19 protein-coding genes and 2 riboswitches are annotated in these 18,688 nt (G+C 71.0%); of the genes, 6 read left to right on the forward strand and 13 right to left on the reverse strand.

Annotated features, from left to right (window positions below; genetic code table 11):
* Positions 1–400 precede the first annotated feature (400 nt).
* Positions 401–937 (forward strand): hypothetical protein, encoded by a 537-nt coding sequence (locus AB0C19_RS26095; RefSeq protein ID WP_357189483.1) that lies wholly within the window; start codon positions 401–403, stop codon positions 935–937.
* Here AB0C19_RS26095 and AB0C19_RS26100 read toward each other — a convergent pair whose 3' ends face one another.
* Positions 938–1,453, reverse strand: a complete 516-nt coding sequence (locus AB0C19_RS26100) for a hypothetical protein (RefSeq protein ID WP_357189485.1) — start codon at positions 1,451–1,453, stop codon at positions 938–940. It abuts the gene before it with no gap.
* 226 nt (positions 1,454–1,679) lie between these two features.
* Between AB0C19_RS26100 and AB0C19_RS26105 the strand changes: the two genes are divergently transcribed.
* Positions 1,680–2,063, forward strand: a complete 384-nt coding sequence (locus AB0C19_RS26105) for a hypothetical protein (protein ID WP_357189487.1) — start codon at positions 1,680–1,682, stop codon at positions 2,061–2,063.
* A 440-nt stretch (positions 2,064–2,503) separates the two neighbouring features.
* Here AB0C19_RS26105 and AB0C19_RS26110 read toward each other — a convergent pair whose 3' ends face one another.
* The 5 genes from AB0C19_RS26110 to AB0C19_RS26130 are packed head-to-tail and all read right to left on the reverse strand — an operon-like array spanning position 2,504 to position 4,872.
* Entirely contained in the window at positions 2,504–2,761 is a 258-nt protein-coding gene (locus AB0C19_RS26110) for a hypothetical protein (RefSeq protein ID WP_357189489.1), read from the reverse strand.
* Positions 2,762–2,783: 22 nt separating this feature from the next.
* Positions 2,784–3,410: a hypothetical protein gene (locus AB0C19_RS26115; protein ID WP_357189491.1), complete on the reverse strand. Its 627-nt coding sequence runs from the start codon at positions 3,408–3,410 to the stop codon at positions 2,784–2,786.
* A 10-nt stretch (positions 3,411–3,420) separates the two neighbouring features.
* The gene (locus AB0C19_RS26120; protein ID WP_357189493.1) at positions 3,421–4,146 is read right to left on the reverse strand and encodes a hypothetical protein; all 726 of its coding nucleotides are present in this window, start codon (positions 4,144–4,146) and stop codon (positions 3,421–3,423) included.
* Positions 4,147–4,165: 19 nt separating this feature from the next.
* Entirely contained in the window at positions 4,166–4,480 is a 315-nt protein-coding gene (locus tag AB0C19_RS26125; protein ID WP_357189495.1) for a type VII secretion target, read from the reverse strand.
* On the reverse strand, positions 4,480–4,872 hold the full coding sequence (locus AB0C19_RS26130; RefSeq protein ID WP_357189497.1) for a YbaB/EbfC family nucleoid-associated protein: 393 nt from the start codon (positions 4,870–4,872) through the stop codon (positions 4,480–4,482). The genes AB0C19_RS26125 and AB0C19_RS26130 overlap by 1 nt, the downstream gene beginning before the upstream one ends.
* A gap of 368 nt (positions 4,873–5,240) precedes the next feature.
* On the opposite strand from AB0C19_RS26130, the gene AB0C19_RS26135 reads away from it, so the two are divergent.
* The gene (locus AB0C19_RS26135; protein WP_357189499.1) at positions 5,241–6,164 is read left to right on the forward strand and encodes a sigma-70 family RNA polymerase sigma factor; all 924 of its coding nucleotides are present in this window, start codon (positions 5,241–5,243) and stop codon (positions 6,162–6,164) included.
* A 60-nt stretch (positions 6,165–6,224) separates the two neighbouring features.
* On the opposite strand, the gene AB0C19_RS26140 is transcribed toward AB0C19_RS26135, so the two are convergent.
* Positions 6,225–6,584: an ankyrin repeat domain-containing protein gene (locus tag AB0C19_RS26140; RefSeq protein ID WP_357189501.1), complete on the reverse strand. Its 360-nt coding sequence runs from the start codon at positions 6,582–6,584 to the stop codon at positions 6,225–6,227.
* A 176-nt stretch (positions 6,585–6,760) separates the two neighbouring features.
* On the opposite strand from AB0C19_RS26140, the gene AB0C19_RS26145 reads away from it, so the two are divergent.
* Positions 6,761–7,660, forward strand: coding sequence for an ABC transporter substrate-binding protein (locus AB0C19_RS26145; protein WP_357189502.1), 900 nt, complete (start codon positions 6,761–6,763; stop codon positions 7,658–7,660).
* Positions 7,661–7,745: 85 nt separating this feature from the next.
* On the opposite strand, the gene AB0C19_RS26150 is transcribed toward AB0C19_RS26145, so the two are convergent.
* From AB0C19_RS26150 to AB0C19_RS26175, 6 genes are all read right to left on the reverse strand, one after another.
* Positions 7,746–8,426 carry an ATP-binding cassette domain-containing protein gene (locus AB0C19_RS26150; RefSeq protein WP_357189504.1) on the reverse strand — a complete coding sequence of 227 codons (681 nt, stop codon included), beginning with the start codon at positions 8,424–8,426 and terminating at the stop codon, positions 7,746–7,748.
* Positions 8,423–9,427, reverse strand: a complete 1,005-nt coding sequence (locus tag AB0C19_RS26155) for an ABC transporter ATP-binding protein (protein WP_357189506.1) — start codon at positions 9,425–9,427, stop codon at positions 8,423–8,425. Before AB0C19_RS26155 ends, AB0C19_RS26150 begins: the two co-directional genes overlap by 4 nt.
* Positions 9,424–10,308, reverse strand: a complete 885-nt coding sequence (locus tag AB0C19_RS26160) for an ABC transporter permease (protein ID WP_357189508.1) — start codon at positions 10,306–10,308, stop codon at positions 9,424–9,426. The genes AB0C19_RS26155 and AB0C19_RS26160 overlap by 4 nt, the downstream gene beginning before the upstream one ends.
* The gene (locus tag AB0C19_RS26165) at positions 10,301–11,320 is read right to left on the reverse strand and encodes an ABC transporter permease (protein ID WP_357189510.1); all 1,020 of its coding nucleotides are present in this window, start codon (positions 11,318–11,320) and stop codon (positions 10,301–10,303) included. The genes AB0C19_RS26160 and AB0C19_RS26165 overlap by 8 nt, the downstream gene beginning before the upstream one ends.
* Entirely contained in the window at positions 11,290–12,879 is a 1,590-nt protein-coding gene (locus tag AB0C19_RS26170; RefSeq protein WP_357189654.1) for an ABC transporter substrate-binding protein, read from the reverse strand. The genes AB0C19_RS26165 and AB0C19_RS26170 overlap by 31 nt, the downstream gene beginning before the upstream one ends.
* Before the next feature lie 214 nt (positions 12,880–13,093).
* A complete protein-coding gene (locus AB0C19_RS26175) occupies positions 13,094–14,527 on the reverse strand; it encodes a prenyltransferase/squalene oxidase repeat-containing protein (protein WP_357189512.1) in 1,434 nt (477 codons plus the stop codon).
* A gap of 104 nt (positions 14,528–14,631) precedes the next feature.
* A riboswitch (cobalamin riboswitch) is annotated at positions 14,632–14,754 on the reverse strand.
* 52 nt (positions 14,755–14,806) lie between these two features.
* A riboswitch (cobalamin riboswitch) is annotated at positions 14,807–14,936 on the forward strand.
* A gap of 92 nt (positions 14,937–15,028) precedes the next feature.
* On the opposite strand from AB0C19_RS26175, the gene AB0C19_RS26180 reads away from it, so the two are divergent.
* Both AB0C19_RS26180 and AB0C19_RS26185 read left to right on the forward strand, forming a co-directional pair.
* Positions 15,029–17,755, forward strand: a complete 2,727-nt coding sequence (locus AB0C19_RS26180) for a prenyltransferase/squalene oxidase repeat-containing protein (RefSeq protein ID WP_357189514.1) — start codon at positions 15,029–15,031, stop codon at positions 17,753–17,755.
* Complete coding sequence (locus tag AB0C19_RS26185) at positions 17,752–18,687, forward strand: LPXTG cell wall anchor domain-containing protein (protein WP_357189516.1); 936 nt, start codon at positions 17,752–17,754, stop codon at positions 18,685–18,687. Before AB0C19_RS26180 ends, AB0C19_RS26185 begins: the two co-directional genes overlap by 4 nt.
* Position 18,688: the final 1 nt, after the last annotated feature.

Raw genomic sequence — 18,688 nt, forward strand, 5'->3', positions numbered from 1 at the left:
ACACCCCCCGGATCATCCGAACGACAGGGGCAGGAAGTCATACCGGGCCGGGCGACCGAGGGTCCCCGGCTGGGGACGATCAAAAAGGTAACGGGGGGGGGGGCTGCTCCGATGGCCGTACCTCGGGCCAGCGTCCGCGATCTGGCGAGGAACGACCTGCTGGACTATCCACCGCCGGTGGGCCGCGCAGCCCAATTGCGAGCCGGGGATTGGGGGAGCAGGTGGGGAGCATCAGGGTGCACTGAACGGCCTTCAACTGCACCAAACTGCACCCGACGGCCCGCAACTGCACCCACCCCTGCCTGCGGCTCCACGTTTTCGCAGGGCAGATTCGGTTAGGCGTCCTCTTTCCCGCGGGCCCGACTGTGCCGCTGATGAGGTGATACGCGACGATCATCCGATGCAGCGTTTCGACAGCGTCGGTGGTGACCTGGTGGCGGGCACCGCTGTCCGGGCGACGATCATCAGCCACCAGCCCTGGGGGGTCATGGCCCAGGTCCTCGGACATGAAACGGTGGGTGCGTCGGCCGACGCCGGCGTCATCGACAGCCCTTCGGGTGCACCTCGCGCACTGCCTGAGGAATACCCGTCGGTCGGAGTGCAGGTCGAGGCGGTCGTCCAAGAGATCCGCAGGTACCACCCGCCCGCCTGGATACGCCTTACGATGCGCGCCGCGGACCTGCGCGAGCTCAGCTGGCCGTGCGGATGCTGCGGCCAGCCCACGATCCTCAGTCCTGGCGGCGACGGCGTCACCGTCGACGTGCGCAGCAGCGACGGACCGGGCTGTGCTTCATTTGCCGCGCACCGCTCGTGTTTGGCCGACCGCCTCGACCCGGACTTCAACGGCGACCGCGCACGGGTTGTCGCTGTGGGACGCAACCCACCGCCGCTTGCCAGAGACGGCATCCAATCGGGTGCGGTTGGCGCGTTCGGGTGATTAGTCTGCGCGGTCCAGCGTGACGGCGCTGTGCACGGGGGTGCTCGCCCACAGTGCTTGCAATGTCGGGTGGTGCTGCACCGTCCACTCCGCTTTACCGATCGCATGGTTTCGCGCCGGGCCGGGTGGACTGAAGTTGAACCCGGTGTCCTGGACGTCGAGCTTGTCGAGGTCGGCGAGCGCGGGTGCGTCTGCGAATACCAGATCCAGGCTGACCTGCCACATTTCTGGTTGGTACCGGTCGGTCTCGGTCCAAGTTTCCTGCGCGTCGACGGCGAACTGTCGGGTGAAGCTCAGGCTGGGAAGCCGGTCGTGCCAGCTGTACCGGCCCCACTGAACAATGAAGCTATCGGCGTCGCTGTCCAGCCCTGGCTCCAGGCCGTCGACCGGCTGGGCAAGAAACTCGCGGAACGCCTTCCACGCGATCTCGACGTTGTCCACCCGGTCCGGAGTCAGGCCGTGTAGGCGTAGCAGCCCGACCAGATCTTCCGGCGCCTCGCGCCACGCGATACCCACGATCCAGCCCTTCCCACCCGGAACCCATACACCCGCCCGATCAGGTGGACATCCACCCGCGCGTTCAGGCCGCCGAATCTGTGCTGCCCGCGTCGATCACAATCCGCGAGGTTCACGTCGGACACGATAACTGCGCCGTTTGGCCGGCGGCCGCCTGTGAGCCATGGGACATCGTTGCCTGCCCCGCACCCAGGCAGCGCCGCCATTGGAGCGTTGGACCTGCATCTTGGCGTACGCCCGGATGTGGGGGCATCCGCTGTCGTATCCCTGTGGTGAAGTGCGTGCCACGGGTGTGCTGTACGACTACTTCCGGGCCAACGACGACGCTGCGGCTGTCGGGTTGATGAAGGATTTCGAGGGCGGACCGTTCGCTGCCATCCGCGGCGGCATCGCTGTGGATGCGGTTGATCTGAAGGGAATCGAGCCGACGGTGACCCTCGGGAAGCTTGTGAGCTTCGTTCGACAGGTGGACTGGGATGTGAGCCTGGTCGACCTTGAGTTGTTGTGGAGCGGGGACGACGAGATGCTGCCTGTGATCGAAAAGGTTGCCGCCCTTGCTCAGCGCGCCCGAGACGCGGGCGAGGACCTGTATTGCTGGTGCTGCCTGTGACTAACAAGGAGGCGGTGCCGGGCCCGGATAGGGGGAGCAGACTGGGAGCAACAGGGTGCCGTGAACAGCCTTGAACCGCGTCCAACGGCCCCGAACGGCGCTCAACTGCACCCACCCCTACCTGCGTCTCCACGTTCCCGCAGGTCCGAGTCGGTGCGGCGTCCTGTTTCCCACCGAAGAGGGCGCTGGTTCGATACCAGCATCGCCCACTCTCAGTTCGCGCAGGTCAGAGGCCGCTTCCCGATTTCGGGAGGTGGCCTTTCTGCGAGCCACTCGCGGCGCCGCACACGAGCAACGACAACCCGTACAGCGCAGCGCACTTCAAGACACTGGAGTACCGGCCCGGCTTCCCCGACCGCTTCGACAACATCGAACAGGCCCGAACCTTCTGCTGGTCGACACGGTGCAGGGTTCGAGGGGCCCGATCTACGCTTCAGTCGTCAGTCCGAGGTCCGGATCTGCTCCAGGTAGGTCAGAGGCTCCCGGCGGAACTCCATGAGCTCCCGCAGCGCGTCCTTCTCCGCCGTGGTGATCACGACGTCCTCCTCCGACAGGGCGCCGACGAGCGTCGGGATCGCCAGGGCCCAGGCCCCGGCGCCTCCGGAGGCCAAGACGATCGGCCGGTACTTCGGGCTGATCTTGGGTGCGAGCTGGTCGGTGATCCGGCGGCTGAGCCGGTAGAAATCGATGACTTCCATGGGTCTCCCGTGGGTGCGGTGGCTAGGCCGGCGGGTTGGTGGTCACGCCCTCGCCGCTGAGGGGGTGGCCGCCGGAGATGCTGCCGTCCTTGTCCAGGGTAACGAGGCAGGTGATGCCGTCGCGGGTGCCGGTGACGACCCAGCCGTCGCCGTGAGGACGTGGCTGAGGGCGGCTGTCGGGGTTGGCGGCGATGCTCTTGAACCAGCCCTCGACCTGTGCCTTGGTGGTGCCGGGTGGGAAGAGCGTCTTGCCGGGCTCGGTGGACGAGGGCTTGTGGTCGCCATCGCCCCTGCCGTCGCCGTCCCAGATCTTGTTCATCGCCCCGTCGCCCATCTCACCGAAGCGGCGCATGTCGTACCTGGCGTCGGCGAAGTCGGGGTCGTCCCAGGGGTTGGTCCTCTTGGGTACCTCGGGCTCGGATGTGTCGGCGTCCTTCGGGCGGCCCTCCTCGGCGCGCTTGATGCCGTGCTGCTGGGCTGCTCCCACGCGCTTGGGCATCATTGCGGGGTTGAACTTGGGACGCTTGGGGCCATCGCCGCCACCGCCGTGCGGTGGGGTGGGGCCTGAGGGGAGCTTGTGGAGACCCGCCACAGCGAACAGGACCACCAGGACGGCGGTGGTCCGCAGAGCCGCCATGAGTTGTCGCATCGAGGGCCGCCTAGACGTCGAGGAGTGCGCGAAGGGCGGACAGGCTGGCGATCAGGCCCATCAGCCAGCCGAAGATGCGGCCGGTCCAGCGGACGACGGCGACCGCGAGCTGGGAGGCGACAAGCGGTGTGGCGAAGCCGAGAGAGAACACCACCTCGGCCAGCCACACCACGACCTTGGCGATGCAGTCGGCGATGAAGGCGCGCACGACCTCCCGCACTATCTGCACCACGGTTCCCGCGCCACGGGTCGCGGCACCCATGCCGGCGGCCGTGCCCGCGAAGATCCCGGCGACGTCGATGTTGATGGTGAGGATGTCGCGGTAGGCGTCGGCCGCGGCGCCCTGCCATCCGTCGAGGTCGCCGACCAGCCGCGCCTTGAGGTCCTCGGCGATGGAGAACAGCTCACTGGCCATGTTGTCCCAGGTCATGGCGTGCGTCTCGATGGTCTCGGGATCACCGGCGAGCCAGTCGAGCGCCTGCTTCAGTGGCTCGACCTGCTCGATGGCCCACTCGATGCCCATCGACAGGAGCGTGCTGAACGGGTCGATGGCGATGGCCGCCCCGTCGAGAGCGGCGCCCAAGCCCGCGATTGAGCCGTCGATCCAGCTGCCGGAGTCGATGGCGTCCTTGATGCCCATGTAGTCGTTGGCAAGCGGCAGGCCGGTCCAGCCGTCGCGGTGCGCGGCGCTGGTCGAAGGGATGTCGGAGGTCGTGGCGACCAGTGGGTTGCTCATGAGAGGACGCCGGGCCGGCTCAGGTCGCGGAGTGGAAGGAGTTGAAGCCGTCGGTGGTCGACTCCTCGGCCCGCTCGTAGGCGTCGGCTGTTTTCTTGATTCCCGCGGCGAGCAGCGCGATGTTCTCGGCGAGCATCCCCACGCCCTTATCCTGGTCCCGGTGGCGTCCCTCCAGGACGGGCGGTAAGAACTGGCAGAGCTGCCCGTACGCCTCGTCGGCCTGGAAGATGGTGCCGCTCGCGGCCTTGACGGCGGCGAAGCGGTCGTGAATGGCCAACATGGCCGTGGCGTGTGCGCGCAGGGCCTCGATGTCGACCTCGAACCCACCGTGCATCAGTAACGCCCCTCTTCGTCCTCGGTGTCGCCGGTCCGGAATCCGGCCAGCAGGGCCCGGCCGGTCGCCGAGTCGGCGCCGACCGTCTCCCGCACGACCTCGGCGGCGGCCTCGGCGAGCTTGACCCGCGCGTTGCGATAGGCGCCCATGATCGCCTGCTGCGTCTGCTCAAGGCCCACGCGCTGCACCCGCGCGGAGAGCCGGACGTCGGCCATCGCCCCCGTGGAGTCGACGGTGACGTCGACGATCCCTTGGGCGTCGGCGGCCGTGACCCGCAGCGCGCGCAACCCGGCACTGGCGGCCTGCGTGTCGGCGGCCCGGCGCGAGGCATTGGCCTGCCATGCCTCAAGGCGTTCCCGCGCATCCTCGGCGTCCAACAGCGGATTACCCATCGCGCCTCCGTTTCGGTTGCCGAGCAGGGGATTCGGAGGCGTCAGTGTAGCCGCGGCCCGCCACCAAGATTGCCGAGCGAAGGTCCGCATCCAACGCCTCGTCCGACGCCAGCAGCACAGCAGTAAGTACAGCAACCCGGTCAGCCGAACCGAGCCGAGCAGCGCGCCAGCAGGCCGTGCGACCTCGCATCAAGCCCGATCCAACCGGCTCGCCGAGAGTCCACACCGAAGAGGTCACTGGTTCGATGCCAGCATCGCTCACTCTCAGTTTGCGCAAGTCAGAGGCCGCTTCCCGGGTTCGGCGGTGTCACGTTCGCCGTGCCTGAGGGTTCATCTCTGTGAGCCTTGGCGATGGGATGGTGTGACCGATGGACGAGAATGAGTGGTTGGCCGCGCGCTTCGAGCAGCACCGACCCCGGCTGCGGGCGGTGGCTTATCGAATGCTCGGTTCGCTGGCTGACGCGGACGACGCTGTTCAGGACGCCTGGCTACGGCTGAGCCGGTCCGACGCGGATCAGATCGACAACCTCGGCGGATGGTTGACCACTGTCGTCGCCCGGGAGTGCCTGCACATGCTGCGCTCCCGCCGACGGCGCCGGGAGGATCCGTTCGCCACGCACCTGCCCGACCTGGTTGTCATCCCGGACGGGGACCTCGACCCCGAGCAGGAGGCGTTGCTGGCCGACTCGGTGAGCTTGGCCCTGCTCGTCGTGCTCGACCAGCTCACTCCTGCTGAGCGGTTGGCGTTCGTGCTGCACGACATGTTCGACCTGCCCTTCGAGGAGATCGCCGGCATCGCGGGCCGCACCCCGGCCGCCGCGCGACAACTCGCCAGCCGGGCACGGCGCCGGGTGCACGGTGCCGAGATCCCTTCACCCGATCCGGATCTAGCGCGCCAGCGGCAGGTCGTCCGTGCCTTCTACGCGGCTGCGTGGACCGGTGACTTCGACGCCCTCGTGCAGGCTCTCGACCCCGACGTCGTCCTGCGCACCGACTTCGGCACCGCCAGGCCGGCGACCGTCGTCCGCGGCGCGGAGGCCGTGGCCAAGCAGGCCCGCGCCCCACGCGGTGGCCAACTGCGCCCCGCCCTGGTCAACGGCGCGATCGGAACGTTGATCACCCGCGACGGGCAGCCGTTCTCTGTCATGGCCTTCACTGTCGCGGGCGACAAGATCGTCAGGATCGACGTTGTCCGCGACCCCGACCGCGTCCACCGCCTCGCGTCCGCCCTCCTGAACTCCGCCCTCCTGAACTCCGCCCTCCTGAACCAGGCGGAGCGAACAATGGGGTGAATGCCGAGCCCCACTTCCACGGGCTGTGGGTCTGATGCCGCGTGACCGGACGGCGCGGCATCAGGCCAGGGACTCGAGATATTGCTGGGTTTCCCGCTTCTTGAAGTACTGCGCCCAGCCCGCCGGCTGCGCGTTGAACCCAGGTTCGCGGGCGGTGTGGTCGGCACCGTGCTCGACCAGCAGGCGCGCGATCGACAGCTCACCCGCTGCCGCCGCATGGTGCAAGGCGGTGGCGCCGGCGGCGGTGACACCGTTGACGCCGAAGCCAAGCTCGATGAGCAGCCGGACCGTTGACCAGTTGCGCGCCTCGGCCATCCGCGTAACCAGGTCTGCATGCCGATCGCGCAGCCCAGGGTCGGCGGACAGCATCGACCGCATCGTCGCTTCGTCGGCGGCCTCGGCGGCTTCCTCAAACTGCACTGTGTCCTCCTCGCGTGTTTGCACTCGTGCTTGTGAGCCCAGACGACGAGCCGATGTGACAGGGCGAGGTACCCGAACGCATCGTCGTGGACACGACTGGCCTAACGAGGACCGCCTGGCCTGTGGGGTCATCCATGAGTGGACGTGGCTCGGTCGCGCCTGGTAGGCAGGCGGACGTGCGAATCGTCTCCCTGCTGCCGGCGGCCACGGACATCGTGGCCATGCTCGGCCTGACCGGGCAACTGGTCGGGCGTACCCACGAGTGTGACTGGCCGCCGGGGGCTCTGGCCGACATCCCGGCGGTGACCGCGACGTCCCTGCCGGAGACCTTGACGAGCCGGGAGATCTCGGCGGCGATCGCCGGTGACCCGCACCGGGGATCGTCGTTGTACCAGCTCGACGTCGCCATGCTGGAGGGGTTGAAGCCGGATCTGATCCTGACCCAGGATCTGTGTGACGTGTGTGCGGTCTCCTACGAGCGGGTCAATGACGCGGTTGGTCTGATCGATCTCGACACCAGTGTGATGTCCCTGGAGGCGAGGACCATCGACGGGATCCTGGACACTGTCGATGCCGTGGCCGCGCTGACCGGCACCGAAGGTAGGGCGGCGGAGATCCGAGCCGACGCCGAGCGTCGCCTGGCAGCGTTGCCAGGGGCGGTGCCCGGCGCGCCGACGGTGCTGTTCGTCGAGTGGCTCGATCCGTTGATGCCTGGCGGGCACTGGGTTCCGGAGCAGATCACCTACGCGGGCGGGCGGTCGCTGCTGCTCGGGCCGGGTGCGCACAGCACCCCGCACCTGTGGTCGGTGGTAGCGGACCTGGCTCCCGAGGTGGTGGTGTTCGGGCCGTGCGGGTTCACGCCGGAGCGAACCGTCGACGAGCTGTCAGTGGCGACCGCGCAACCCGGTTGGGCGGACCTGCCCGCGGTCCGTCAGGGGCAGGTATGGGTGGTCGACGGGCCTGCCTACTTCAACCGCCCCGGCCCGAGGGTCGTCGACGGCGCGGAGATCCTCGCCGCCATCCTGGGCGGCCGTCCGGACCCCCGCGCTCGGCGGGTGCCAGTCGACGTCGGCTGACGCTGCCGCGCCCGAGTGGCGGAGGCGGACCTCCGAGGCCGATCGCCACTTGCCCCCCGGGATTCGCAACAGACCGCGCCGAGGGTCAGGCGCGTACCCCCGCTGTGGCGGCCAGGTCGACGATGCGGTCGCTCCAGCGGTCCAGCAGGGTCTGGTCGTGGGTGATGACCAGGACCCCGGCCTGCTGGGTCCGCTGGTAATCGCGGATGACGGCGGCGACGTGCGCCTGGGTCGAGGCGTCGAGCATCGCGGTGGCCTCGTCGCAGAGCAGGTAGTCGGGGCGGTGTACGAGGGCCCGCGCGAGGCAGGCGCGTTGCAGTTGCCCGTCGGATACCGCGTGGGGACGCCGGCTGCGTAGATCCGCTGTGAGGCCGACGAGGTCGGCGAGTTCGGCCACCCGTTCCCGGACCGCCGACTCGGGCGTCCGGGTGGCGCGCAGCGGTTCGGCGATCAGATCGGTGAGGCTCAGTCGAGGATCGGCGGCGGCGCGCGGGCTCTGGAAGAGGGCGGCGACGCGGGTCCGTAGGGCGACCGGAACGGCGTACCGGACGGCGTCCACAGCGGTGCCGTCGATGCTGACCCGGCCCTGATCGGGGCGGTGCAGCAGGGCCAGGATCCGGACCAGTGTCGACTTTCCGCAGCCGGACGGCCCACGCAGTCCGACCGTCTCTCCCCGGCCGATGCGCACTGTGACGCCGTCGAGGACGACCTGGCGGCCGTAGGAGACGCTCACCTCGTCGGCGAGCAGGTGGTGCGCGCTGGTCACGTGGTGGCTCCGGTGGGGATCGGGTGGTGGCAGGCCACAGTGCCGCCGCCGGTGACCGGTGTCGACTGTGGTCGGTCGGCGCAGGTGTCGGTGCGGCGTGGGCAGCGGGGCGCGAACGCGCACCCGGGGGGCAGCGCGGTGAGCATCGGCGGGTCGCCCGGCACCGGCCGGAAGGCCCGGTCCGGCAGGGCGTCGAGCAGCGCCGAGGCGTACGGGTGGGCCGGCGCGGTGAAGAGTTGGTCGGTGTCGCGGTGTTCCACGATGCGACTGGCGTACATCACGGCGACGGTGTCGGCGACCCGGCGTGCGGCGGCCAGGTCGTGCGTGATGAGCACGACGGCCGCGCCGTTCTCACAACGGCGGCGCAGCAGGTCGAGGGTGTGGTCCACAAGCGGCCGGTCCAGCCCGGTGGTGGGCTCGTCGGCGATGAGCAGCGACGGGTCGGGCGCCAGCGCGAGCGCGGTGACCAGACGCTGTGCCATGCCACCGGACAGCTCGTGGGGGTAGCGGTCCAGGTCCGCCGGGTCGAGCCCGACATCGACAGCGAGTTGGTCGGCGTCGGCGCGGTCGCGGCCGTGCGCCCGCAGCGTCTCGGCGAGCAGTCGCCGCCCGGTGCGGACCGGGTTCAGGGCGGTGGCCGGACTCTGCGGGACCAACCCGACCCGGCGTCCGCGTACCCTCCGGGCCAGCTCGCGTTGGCCGCAGGTGACCAGGTCGACCGGGTCGGCGCCGGGGTGGTGCAGCACGGCGTGACCGGTGGTCGTGGCGTTGCCCGGCAGGAGGCCGAGCAGGGCGTGGGCCAGGACGGATTTGCCGCAGCCGGACTCGCCCACGATGGCCAGCAGTTCGCCGGGCCGGACGGTGAGGCTGAGATCGCTGACGGCGCGCACGCGCGCGTCGCGGAGCCGGAACTCGACGCCGAGGCCGTCCACGGCGAGTAGCGGCTGGCTCGAGGCGGCACGGGGCGACGCCGGGGCGGAAACGGATTCGGTGGTGGTCACAGGTGCAGCTCCGCTCGGACCCGGGGATCGAGACGGTCGCGCCAGCGGCCGGCGAGGACCGCGATGGCGAGGGTGACGACGACGATCACCGCGCCCGGTGCCAGGCTGGCCCACCAGGCGCCGGTCAACAGCGACCCCTGACCGTCGTTGATCATGTTGCCCAGTGAGGCGAGGTGTGGCGGCAGGCCGAGGCCGAGGAACGACAGGGCGGTCTCGTGCCACACCGCGTGCGGGATCATCAGTGTGGTCGCCAGGGCCAGCCGGGGCAGGACGTGCGGCAGCAGGTGCCGGGTGAGGACCCGGAGCCGGCCGGCTCCGCCGCTGATGGCGGCGTCGATGAACGGTCGGGTCCGAAGGCTCAACAACTCGGATCGGACGATGCGGGCGGTGGAGAGCCAGTGGGTGAGCCCCACCGAGGCGATCACGGCACCGAGGCTGGGACGCAGCATGGCGACGATGAAGATGCCCAGCAGCAGGTGTGGCATCGCGGCGATGGTGTCCACGATCCGCATCAGGATCCGGTCCACCCGGCCGCCGAGCGTGCCGGCGATCCCGCCCACCACGCCCCCGAGGACTGTGGCGACGAGCGCGGCGACCGCGCCGACGAGCAGCGAGACCCGCAGCCCGTAGACCGCGCGGTGGGCCACGTCGCGGCCCAGGTCGTCGGTGCCGGCGAGGTGGGTCCAGGACGGCGCCAACCGGGTCTGGTCCAGTGCGACAGCGCTCTGGTCCAGCGGCCAGACCAGCGGAGCGAGCAGGGAGCCGGCGATGGCCACCAGGAGGACCAGGCCGGCCACCATGACACCAGCCCGGCCGGGGCGCAGCCGCAGCCGCGACCGGGTCACCCGCAGCAGCGACGGTCGGGCAGCGAGGTCAGCCATCGAGTCGTACCCTCGGGTCGGCGGCGGCGTAGGCGAGGTCGGTAGCGAGGTTCGCGGCCAGCACCACCGCCGTGGTGACCAGCGTGATCGCCGCCAGCAGTGGGAAGTCGCTGCCCAGCGCGGCGGCGACAGTGACGGCGCCGAGGCCCGGCAGCGAGAAGACCGTCTCGACCAGCACCGCCCCGCCGACCAGCTCGGGCAGGTGGGTGCCGACCAGGGTGAGGAACGGCAGCAGCGCGGTCCGCAGTGCGTGCCCGAACAGCACAGTCCGACCGGGCAACCCGCGTGCCCGCGCCGCGAGCACGTGGTCGTCGCGCATGCTCTCCGCCACCGCGTCCCGAACGAACAGCACGAACCACGGGGCCTGGGACACGGCCAACACCGCGACCGGCAGGATCAGGTGGTGCGCCACATCGGACCAGGACGTGCTGGTCGCTGTGACGTCGGTGAGCCCGCCCGCCGGCAACCAGCCCAGGGCCAGCGCGAACACGGCGATCGCGGCCAGGCCCAGCCAGAAGACCGGCATCGACTGCACCGCGTACGCGGCCGCCCGTAACGCGCGGTCGAACAACCCACCCCGCCGGTACGCCGCCAGCGCGCCCAGCAGCAGGCTCGCGACCAGGACCAGGGCGAGGGACACACCGATCAGGAGCAGCGTCCAGCCGGCCCGGGCGGCGAGCACCGAGGCGACCGGCTCGTGGCGGCTGGTCGACCACCCCAGGTCGCCCTGGACCAGGTTGCTGATCCACCGCAGGTACTGCACCGGCAGGGGGTCGTCGACGCCCCAGTTCGCGCGCAGCTGGGCCAGGTTCTCCTCACTGGCGGTGAAGGCCGCCGCGCCCGCGTACTGCTTCGCGGGGTCGACAGGCGAGGCGGCACCGAGGGCGAACATCCCGACGCTGGTCGCGGCGAGCACCGGCACGGCGACGAGGAGCCGACGCCGGACCACCGCACCGGCCCCGGCCAGTCGACCGGAACGGGTCACGACCGCGTCCAGGTCTCGATGTTCCACCAGAGGCTGTTCGCCACCCCGTGCTCGTGCGCCTCGACCCGCGGCGCCACGCCCCGAACCGAGGACTTCAGCACGTAGGTGTGCCGCAGGTAGGTGAGGAACAGCCACGGCACGTCGGCGGCCAGCTGCTTCTGGAACTGCGCGTACGCGGCAGTGCGGAGGGCGGGGTCGATCTGGTCGCGGCCCTCCTGCAGGGCCCGGTCGGTCACCTCGGAGCGGTACGAGCCGGGGTTGAAGTAGCCCTGCCCCGCGAACGTCGAGCCGAACAACTTGTACGAGACGAAGTCCGGGTCGTACGGGGTGCCGTAGCCCATCAGCAGGGCGTCGGACTTCATCCGGGGGTCGATGGCGTCCCAGGTCAGCCCCGCCGGGGTGACAGCGATGCCGACCTTCTTCGCGTCGGCGGTGACGGCGAGGGCCAGGTCCTTGCGCAGCGTGTCGCTCGCCGGGTACATCAGCGTGAACCGGGCCGGTCGGCCGTCCTTGACGCGTACCCCGCCGGGGCCGGGAGTCCAGCCGGCCGCATCGAGCAGCGCTCCCGCCGCCGTCGGGTCGGCGGTGGGCTTGCCGATGATCGACGGGTCGGCGAACTCGGAGGTCGGCGGGATCGGCCCGAACGCCGGTTCGCCGGCGCCGCCGAGGAGCCCGGTCACCATCGCGGCCCGGTCGACGGCCAGGTTGAGCGCCCGGCGGATCGCCGGGTCGGCGAGGACCGCGTTGCCCGTCGGCAGCATCACGCCGCGGTAGTCGGCGGTCGGCACCCGCTGCACGCTGTACGTGGCGTCGGCGTCGAAACCGGAGGCCAGCTTCGGCGGCAACTCGGCGGCGTCGAACTCGCCGGCGCGCATCCGCTGGGCGCGGACGTTGTCGTCGGCGACGAACGCGACCACCACCCGGTTGTTCTTCGGCCGGCCACCGAAGTAGCGCTCGTTGGCGGTGAGCACCAGGCGGTCACCCGGCGTCCAGGAGTCGACCCGGTACGGCCCGGTCCCGATCGGCTTGCGGTTGAACCCGGCGGTGTTGATGTCCTGCCCGCTGAGCAGCTTCGCCGGCACGATGCCGAGGGTGAGCCGCTGTAGGAACGGCGCGTACGGGTAGCGCAGCCGGAACACCACAGTTGCCGCGTCGGGCGCGGTCACCGACTCGACCATGTCCAGGTCGGAGCGGAGCGTCGAGTCGACGGTCGGATCCAGCACGGCCTGGTACGTGAAGACGACGTCCTGGGCGGTCAGCGCGCTTCCGTCGTGGAACTGCACGCCGTCGCGGAGCTTCGCGGTCACTGTGCGGCCGTCGGGTGACAGCTCCGGCAACGCCGTGGCCAGACCGGCGACGAGGCGGTTGTCGGCGTCCCGGCTGACGAGGCCGTCGAAGATCAGCGAGGCGCCGTCGACGCCGTAGTTGAGCACCGGGTTCAACGCGTCCGGCTCGTCGGAGGTGGCGACGACAAGCGTCGCGCCGCCGGCTGAGCCGTCGGGGTTGGCAGGGGCCGAGCACCCGGCGAGGACGAGCATCCCCGCCGCCGCGGTCGACGCCACGAGGCGTCGGAAGGTCGGACGCATCCGGGTCACAGAGGGCTCCTGTGGTGTGGGGAGGATCGTTTGTCGGGTGGGCGCGGCGCCGCAACCGTTGATCATCACGGTGACACAGTTGCAAGTCTTTGGCAATTACCAGAGACATGCAGCATGTCGCTGATCAACAACCGACCATCAGTCGGGCGGGTGGCCAGCGGCGGCGGGTGAGCCGCCGCCGGCCACGTCAGCGCCCGGACGACAATCAGACCCCGTAGCGCAGGTAGATGGTGTCGCCCACTGTCACTGTCGTGCCACGGGTCGCGGTGGCCGGGGTCCCCCCGTCCCTGGACACCTTCCAGGTGGAGGAGCCGCTGTTGGCCAGGCCGTTGATCGAGGTGATGGTGCCGGTGCCGCTGGTCGGGTTGAGGGCGGTGACGCAGCCGCTGGGGGCGGCTGCGCTGATGGCGGCGTCCAGCACGGTGCCGAGGGTGGTGGTGGCGGCGGTCGGCGTCAGCGTGACCGCGCACGGCTTGATGCTGCCGCTGCCATTGTCAATGATCACGGCGAGCCGGGTGGCGGTGCCGGCGGTGAATCCGCTCGCCGCGACCCAGGTGGGCGCGCCGGCGGTGACCGGGGTCGGGGGAGCGGCGGTGTAGCCCGCGCCGGCCAGGGCCCGCACCGCGTCGATGGAGGCGTACGCCGACGGCGTGGTGTTTGTGGTCAGGTACTTGAAACCGCCGCCGGTCAGCTGCTGGGCCCGCAGGAAGTCGATAGGGGTCTTGCCGGCGGTGGTGGTGAAATCGGAGCCCTGGCTGGGAATGCCGCAGGCGTTGAGCCCGGAGACGGCCCACGCGTTGGAGTCGGTGTTGACACCGAACATCGAGGTGAAGGCGCCCGAGGCGTTGACGAGCTTGCCCTTGAGGAAGTTCTTCGCCTGCACGACGTCGGTGTCGGTGTTGGGGACACCGGCGACGCAGAGGGCGGCCATCGCGGCGCCGGTCATGTCGATGTCGCTGGCGGCGGCGAGTTGGCTGGGGTTGCCCTCGGCCTGGGTGAAGGTCCAGCCGCCGTCGTTGTGCTGGTTGTTGCGGATCCGGGTGACCGACAGGTTGAGGAGCGCCTGCGGTACGCGGGCGGCACCGGCCTGGGTCTTCGCGCCGGCCAGGGCGAGGGTGGCGAATACGGTGCCGTTGACGTTGGCCGGCGGGCCGTAGTAGCCGGCCGAGCCGGTCTGCCAGTAGGCGATGGTGTCGGCGATCAGGTTGCGGGCGGGGGAGACGCGAGCGGGGTCGATGCCGGCGGCATAGGCGTTCAGGACACCGCGCTCGTAGTCGGTGACGACAGGGGAGGTGCTCGGCCAGGACGCGGCGGAGAGTTGGTTGCGGTACACGGTGCGGGCGTTCTTTGTCGTGTCGCCGGAGGGGTAGACGTCCACCGCCGCGACACCGGCGGGGGCGAACGCGCTGAATACCCACTCGTTCGACAGCCCGCCGCTGGCGTAGCTGCCGTCGGCTGCCTGGAGGGTGCGCAGGTAGGCGACGCCGTTGGTCTTGGCGGTGGCGATCTGCGCCGCCGTCGAGGTCGCGGCGGCCGGTGCGGCACCGGTCGCGACAGCGACGACAGTGGCGATCAACGCGGCGGCGGGAACCGTCGCGAGACGTCTCCGGCGACTGCCGGAGGAAAGGCGCGAGGACATCGGGTCTCCTTGGGGGTACGGGGCACGACTGCCTCGACCCGGGGCCCAACGGGAGAGCCGGCGGAGCGGGGCGGGCCGGCCGCAGGACGCGTGGGACGGATACCGCAGGTGCTGCGTCACCACGTGGGTAGTCGGGCTCGGGACGGCCAACCGTCCTCACCGTTGCGCGTCAGCCCCGGATTTCCACCGGGTTCCCCCACGCGATGACGCGGTCACCGTATGGGAGGAAGTCCCTACCGCGCGCTGTTAGGTACATGACACGTTCTCGCGTTGACGGGGTGGTTGCTGCTGTGGTCCGATGACCGCGATCCAGCAGTCAGGGGAAGCCGGTCAAAGTCCGGCGCTGGCCCGCAGCCGTAGGTCCCAATCGGGACGAGTCGGATTACCTGGCTGGATAGAGCACCGCAGCGCCGTCGAGGTACACGGCGCGGAGCCAGATTTCCGGGACTTGTCCTCGGGGTCCGCGTCCGCGCCTGCGCCGCTACCCCTGAGAGAGTCGCCATGTCCCCACTGGTCAGTCGAACGTCGCGGACTCCCGCGCCGTGGTTGGCGCTCGTCGCCGCGGTGCTGCTCGGCGCGTTGGCGCTCGTGGTGCCGACCCGTGCGGCGCTCGCCGATCCGCTGGAGGCGTGCACCCCCACCCAGGGCGCGATCGTGGTGGTCGACTTCGGGGCGTGGGGTGGGCCGCTGCTGCGGGGCTGCGACGCCGCCCCGACCACCGGTCTGGACCTGCTGCACGAGGCGGGCTTCACCACGACCGGCACCGCCCATGACGGGCCCGGGTTCATCTGCCGGATCGGCTCACCCGCCTTCGACGCCGGCGCCGAACGCCCGACGCCGGCCGACGAGGCGTGCCAGTTGACCCCGCCAGCGACGGCCTACTGGTCCTACTGGATCGCCCCGGCCGGGCAGGACCACTGGACCTACAGTCCACTCGGGGCGATGGCGCAGCGACCGGGGCCGGGCGAGGTCGAGGCGTGGGTCTTCGGCGGCACCGACATCGGCGGCTCCACCGGGGCGCCGAGCTTCACCCCCGCGTCGGTGCGCGCGAGCGGCCCGACCCCGAGCGCGACAGCGACCCCGACAGCGACCCCGACGGGGACACCCGAACCGGCGCGGCCGACGGAAGCCCAGGTCAAGGCCGTCGCGAGCTACCTGGTGGGGCAGTTGACCGATGGCGACCACGTCGACAACTGGGGTGTCGACTACCACCGGACCATCGCCGTCGCCACAGCGCTGGCCGGGACCGGCGGTCAGGCTCAGACCCTGACGAAGGTCGTCGACTACCTCCGGACGCACGTCGACGCCGCGATCTTCCCCAACGGTGACACCGCCGCGCCGCACGCCGGTAACGTCGCCGACCTCGCGCTCCTCGCCACGATCATCGGCGGCGACCCCCGTGCGTTCGGCGGCCGGGATCTGATCGCCACGCTCACCGACCACGTCTGCGCCGCGACCGACATCGCCGCTGGCTGTGCCGCTGCCGGTGACTTCGCCGGATCCGCCGGCCCGATGAGCCACGCGAGCGCGCTGCTCGCGCTCAAGCGGGCCGGCGTCACCCCGCCCGCCGCGACCGTCTCCCGGCTGACAGCGCAGCAGTGTGCGACCGGCGCCTTCGCCGGCGGATGGCTCAGCCCGACCGATGCCTGTGATCCGGACCTCGCCGCCACGGCCCTGGCCGTCCTGGCGCTGCACACACTCGGCGGGCACGACGCGGCGCTGAATTCGGCAAAGGCGTTCCTGTCCGGCGCGCAGGAGCCCGACGGCGGCTACCAGCCGTACGCCGGCGCGGGGGTCACCGACACCTACTCCACCGGGTACGCCGCGCAGGCCCTCGCCGTGCTGGGCCTCGCCGACCGGGCCGCTACCGCCACCGGCCTGCTGGTCGGCCGGATCACCACCGGCGGTGGGCTCAGCCCCGACCCGAGCAACCCGGACGCCGACCTGGCCGCCACGACCGGTGCCGCGCTCGCGCTGGCCGGCAAGAACCTGGCCAGCCTGGGTGCGCCGCCACCGCCGGCCGGGCCGCGACCCGACCTGGTCAAGGGGGTGTCCTACCTCGTCGCGTCGACCAACCTGATCGACGGCAGGTACTACGAGTCGTTCCCCGGCTTCCCCGACTTCGGGTTGAGCATCGACGGCGCCTACGCCCTGGCCGCCACCGGCGGGGACGACGCCAAGCTGCGGGCGATCGTCGAGTTCCTGCGCGGCGGCGGCGCGGTCGGCGACAGCGGATTCACAGTCGACACGTGGCTCGGCATCGGTACCGACTACGCCGCTGGCGGCGCGATCGGCAAGGTGGCCCTCCTCGCCCAGGTCACCGGGTACGACCCGCGTGCCTTCGGCGGACACGACCTGATCGCCGCGCTCGGTGACGTCACCTGCGCCAAGCTCGACATGCAGGCCGGCTGCGCCGGGGCCGGCAACTACCGGTACGCCACATCGGTGTTCGGGCAGTCGCTCGGCATCATCGCGCAGCGCCGCGCCGGACAGGGCGAGGCCGCCGCCAAGCCGATCGCCTTCCTGAAGGGCCTCCAGCGCGCCGACGGATCGTTCCCCAGCCTCATCCCGGCGGCGGACGCCGACCGGGACGTCGACAGCACCGCGATGGCAGCGATGGCTCTCGCGTCGTCAACCGACGACCCGGCCGCGGTCAGCGCCGTCGACAAGGCGTTGAGCTGGATCGCGTCGACACAGAAGGCACACGGCGGTTTCCCCGGCGCGGCCGGCGACTCCACCAACTCCACAGCGCTCGCGATCCAGGGCCTCACCCTGCGCGGCGACACCTACGCCCGACAGGCCGACAAGGCACTGTCGTTCCTGGCCGGTCAGCAGAACGACGACGGCGGGTTCACCGTCGCCGCCGGGGGGCAGGCCGGCTCGGACGTACGCGCGTCCACCCAGGTCGTCGGCGGCGCGACAGGCATCTCGTTCGCCACCCTGACCCGGGACGTGCACGAACTGCCGGGCCCGGACCCGTCCGCCACCCCGACCCCGACGCCCACGCCCACCGCGAGCCCGTCGTCGGCGTCGCCGTCTCCGTCCGTGGCTCCCAGCGTGACCCCCTCGTCGCCCGGCACCGGCGGGCACTCGTCGGGCAACCTGCCCCGTACTGGCTGGTCGATCGTCACGATCACCCTGCTGGCGCTGGTGCTCGTCGTCGCGGGCATCCTGCTGCGGGTCTCCGCACGCCGTCGCGCTGTCGCCGACCAGGGCGGCCTGTCGTGACGGCCCGCAGGTGGCGCCGCTCGACAGTGGCGCTGACGATCGTCGGCGCGCTGGCGGTGACGCCCACGCCGGCGCTGGCCGACCCGCTGCCGATCGGGCAGTGCACCACCTCGTCCGGGGTGATCCTCGCTGTCGACTTCAGCCGCTGGGGTGGGCCGCTCCTGCGGTCCTGCGGCACCACCCCGACCACCGGTTACCAACTGCTCAACCAGGGCGGCTGGCGCACCACCGGAACACAGCACGACGGGCCGGCGTTCATCTGCCGGATCGGCTACGCGGGCCACCAGGGCGGCACCCAGTACCCCACCCCGGCGGACGAGGGGTGTGCCCTCACCCCGCCGGCCAGCGCGTACTGGTCGTACTGGCACGCCGACCCGGGGCAGAACAGCTGGGTCTACAGCCAACTCGGCGCGATGAGCTACAAACCCAAGCCCGGCAGCGTCGACCTGTGGATCTTCGGGGCGACCGACATCGGGGGGACCGAGGGGCGGCCCCGGTTCAGCCCGGACAGCGTCCGAGCCCGCAACAGCAAGCCGACCGGCGCCACCACCTCCCCTCCGGCCCCCGCCGCGCCCACCCCGGCTCAGCCAGGTGGCGAAAACGCACCGGGCGCTGGCAACCCGCCGGCGCCGGGCAACCCCGCAGGCGGCAACCCTCCACCCGCCCTCCCGCCGGCGGGAGCGCCAGCGTCGGTCCCGGTCAGTGGCGCGCCGACGCCGTCGTCCACAGTGGCGACATCCGCGGGTCCGGTGGTGCCGTCCGGATCGCCGAGCGCCACCACCGACGGACCCCACATCCTCGACGCGGCACCCACCGCGACTGCTGCCCGCCAGGACACCGGTTCGGCGCTGCCGGCACTGATCACGGTCGGGCTGCTGGCGCTGCTCGCCCTCGCCGGCGGTGTCGTCGGCTGGCGACGCCGCCGCACCTGAC

The sequence above is a fragment of the Micromonospora sp. NPDC048842 genome, from assembly GCF_040649935.1.
Classification (GTDB): domain Bacteria; phylum Actinomycetota; class Actinomycetes; order Mycobacteriales; family Micromonosporaceae; genus Micromonospora; species Micromonospora hortensis.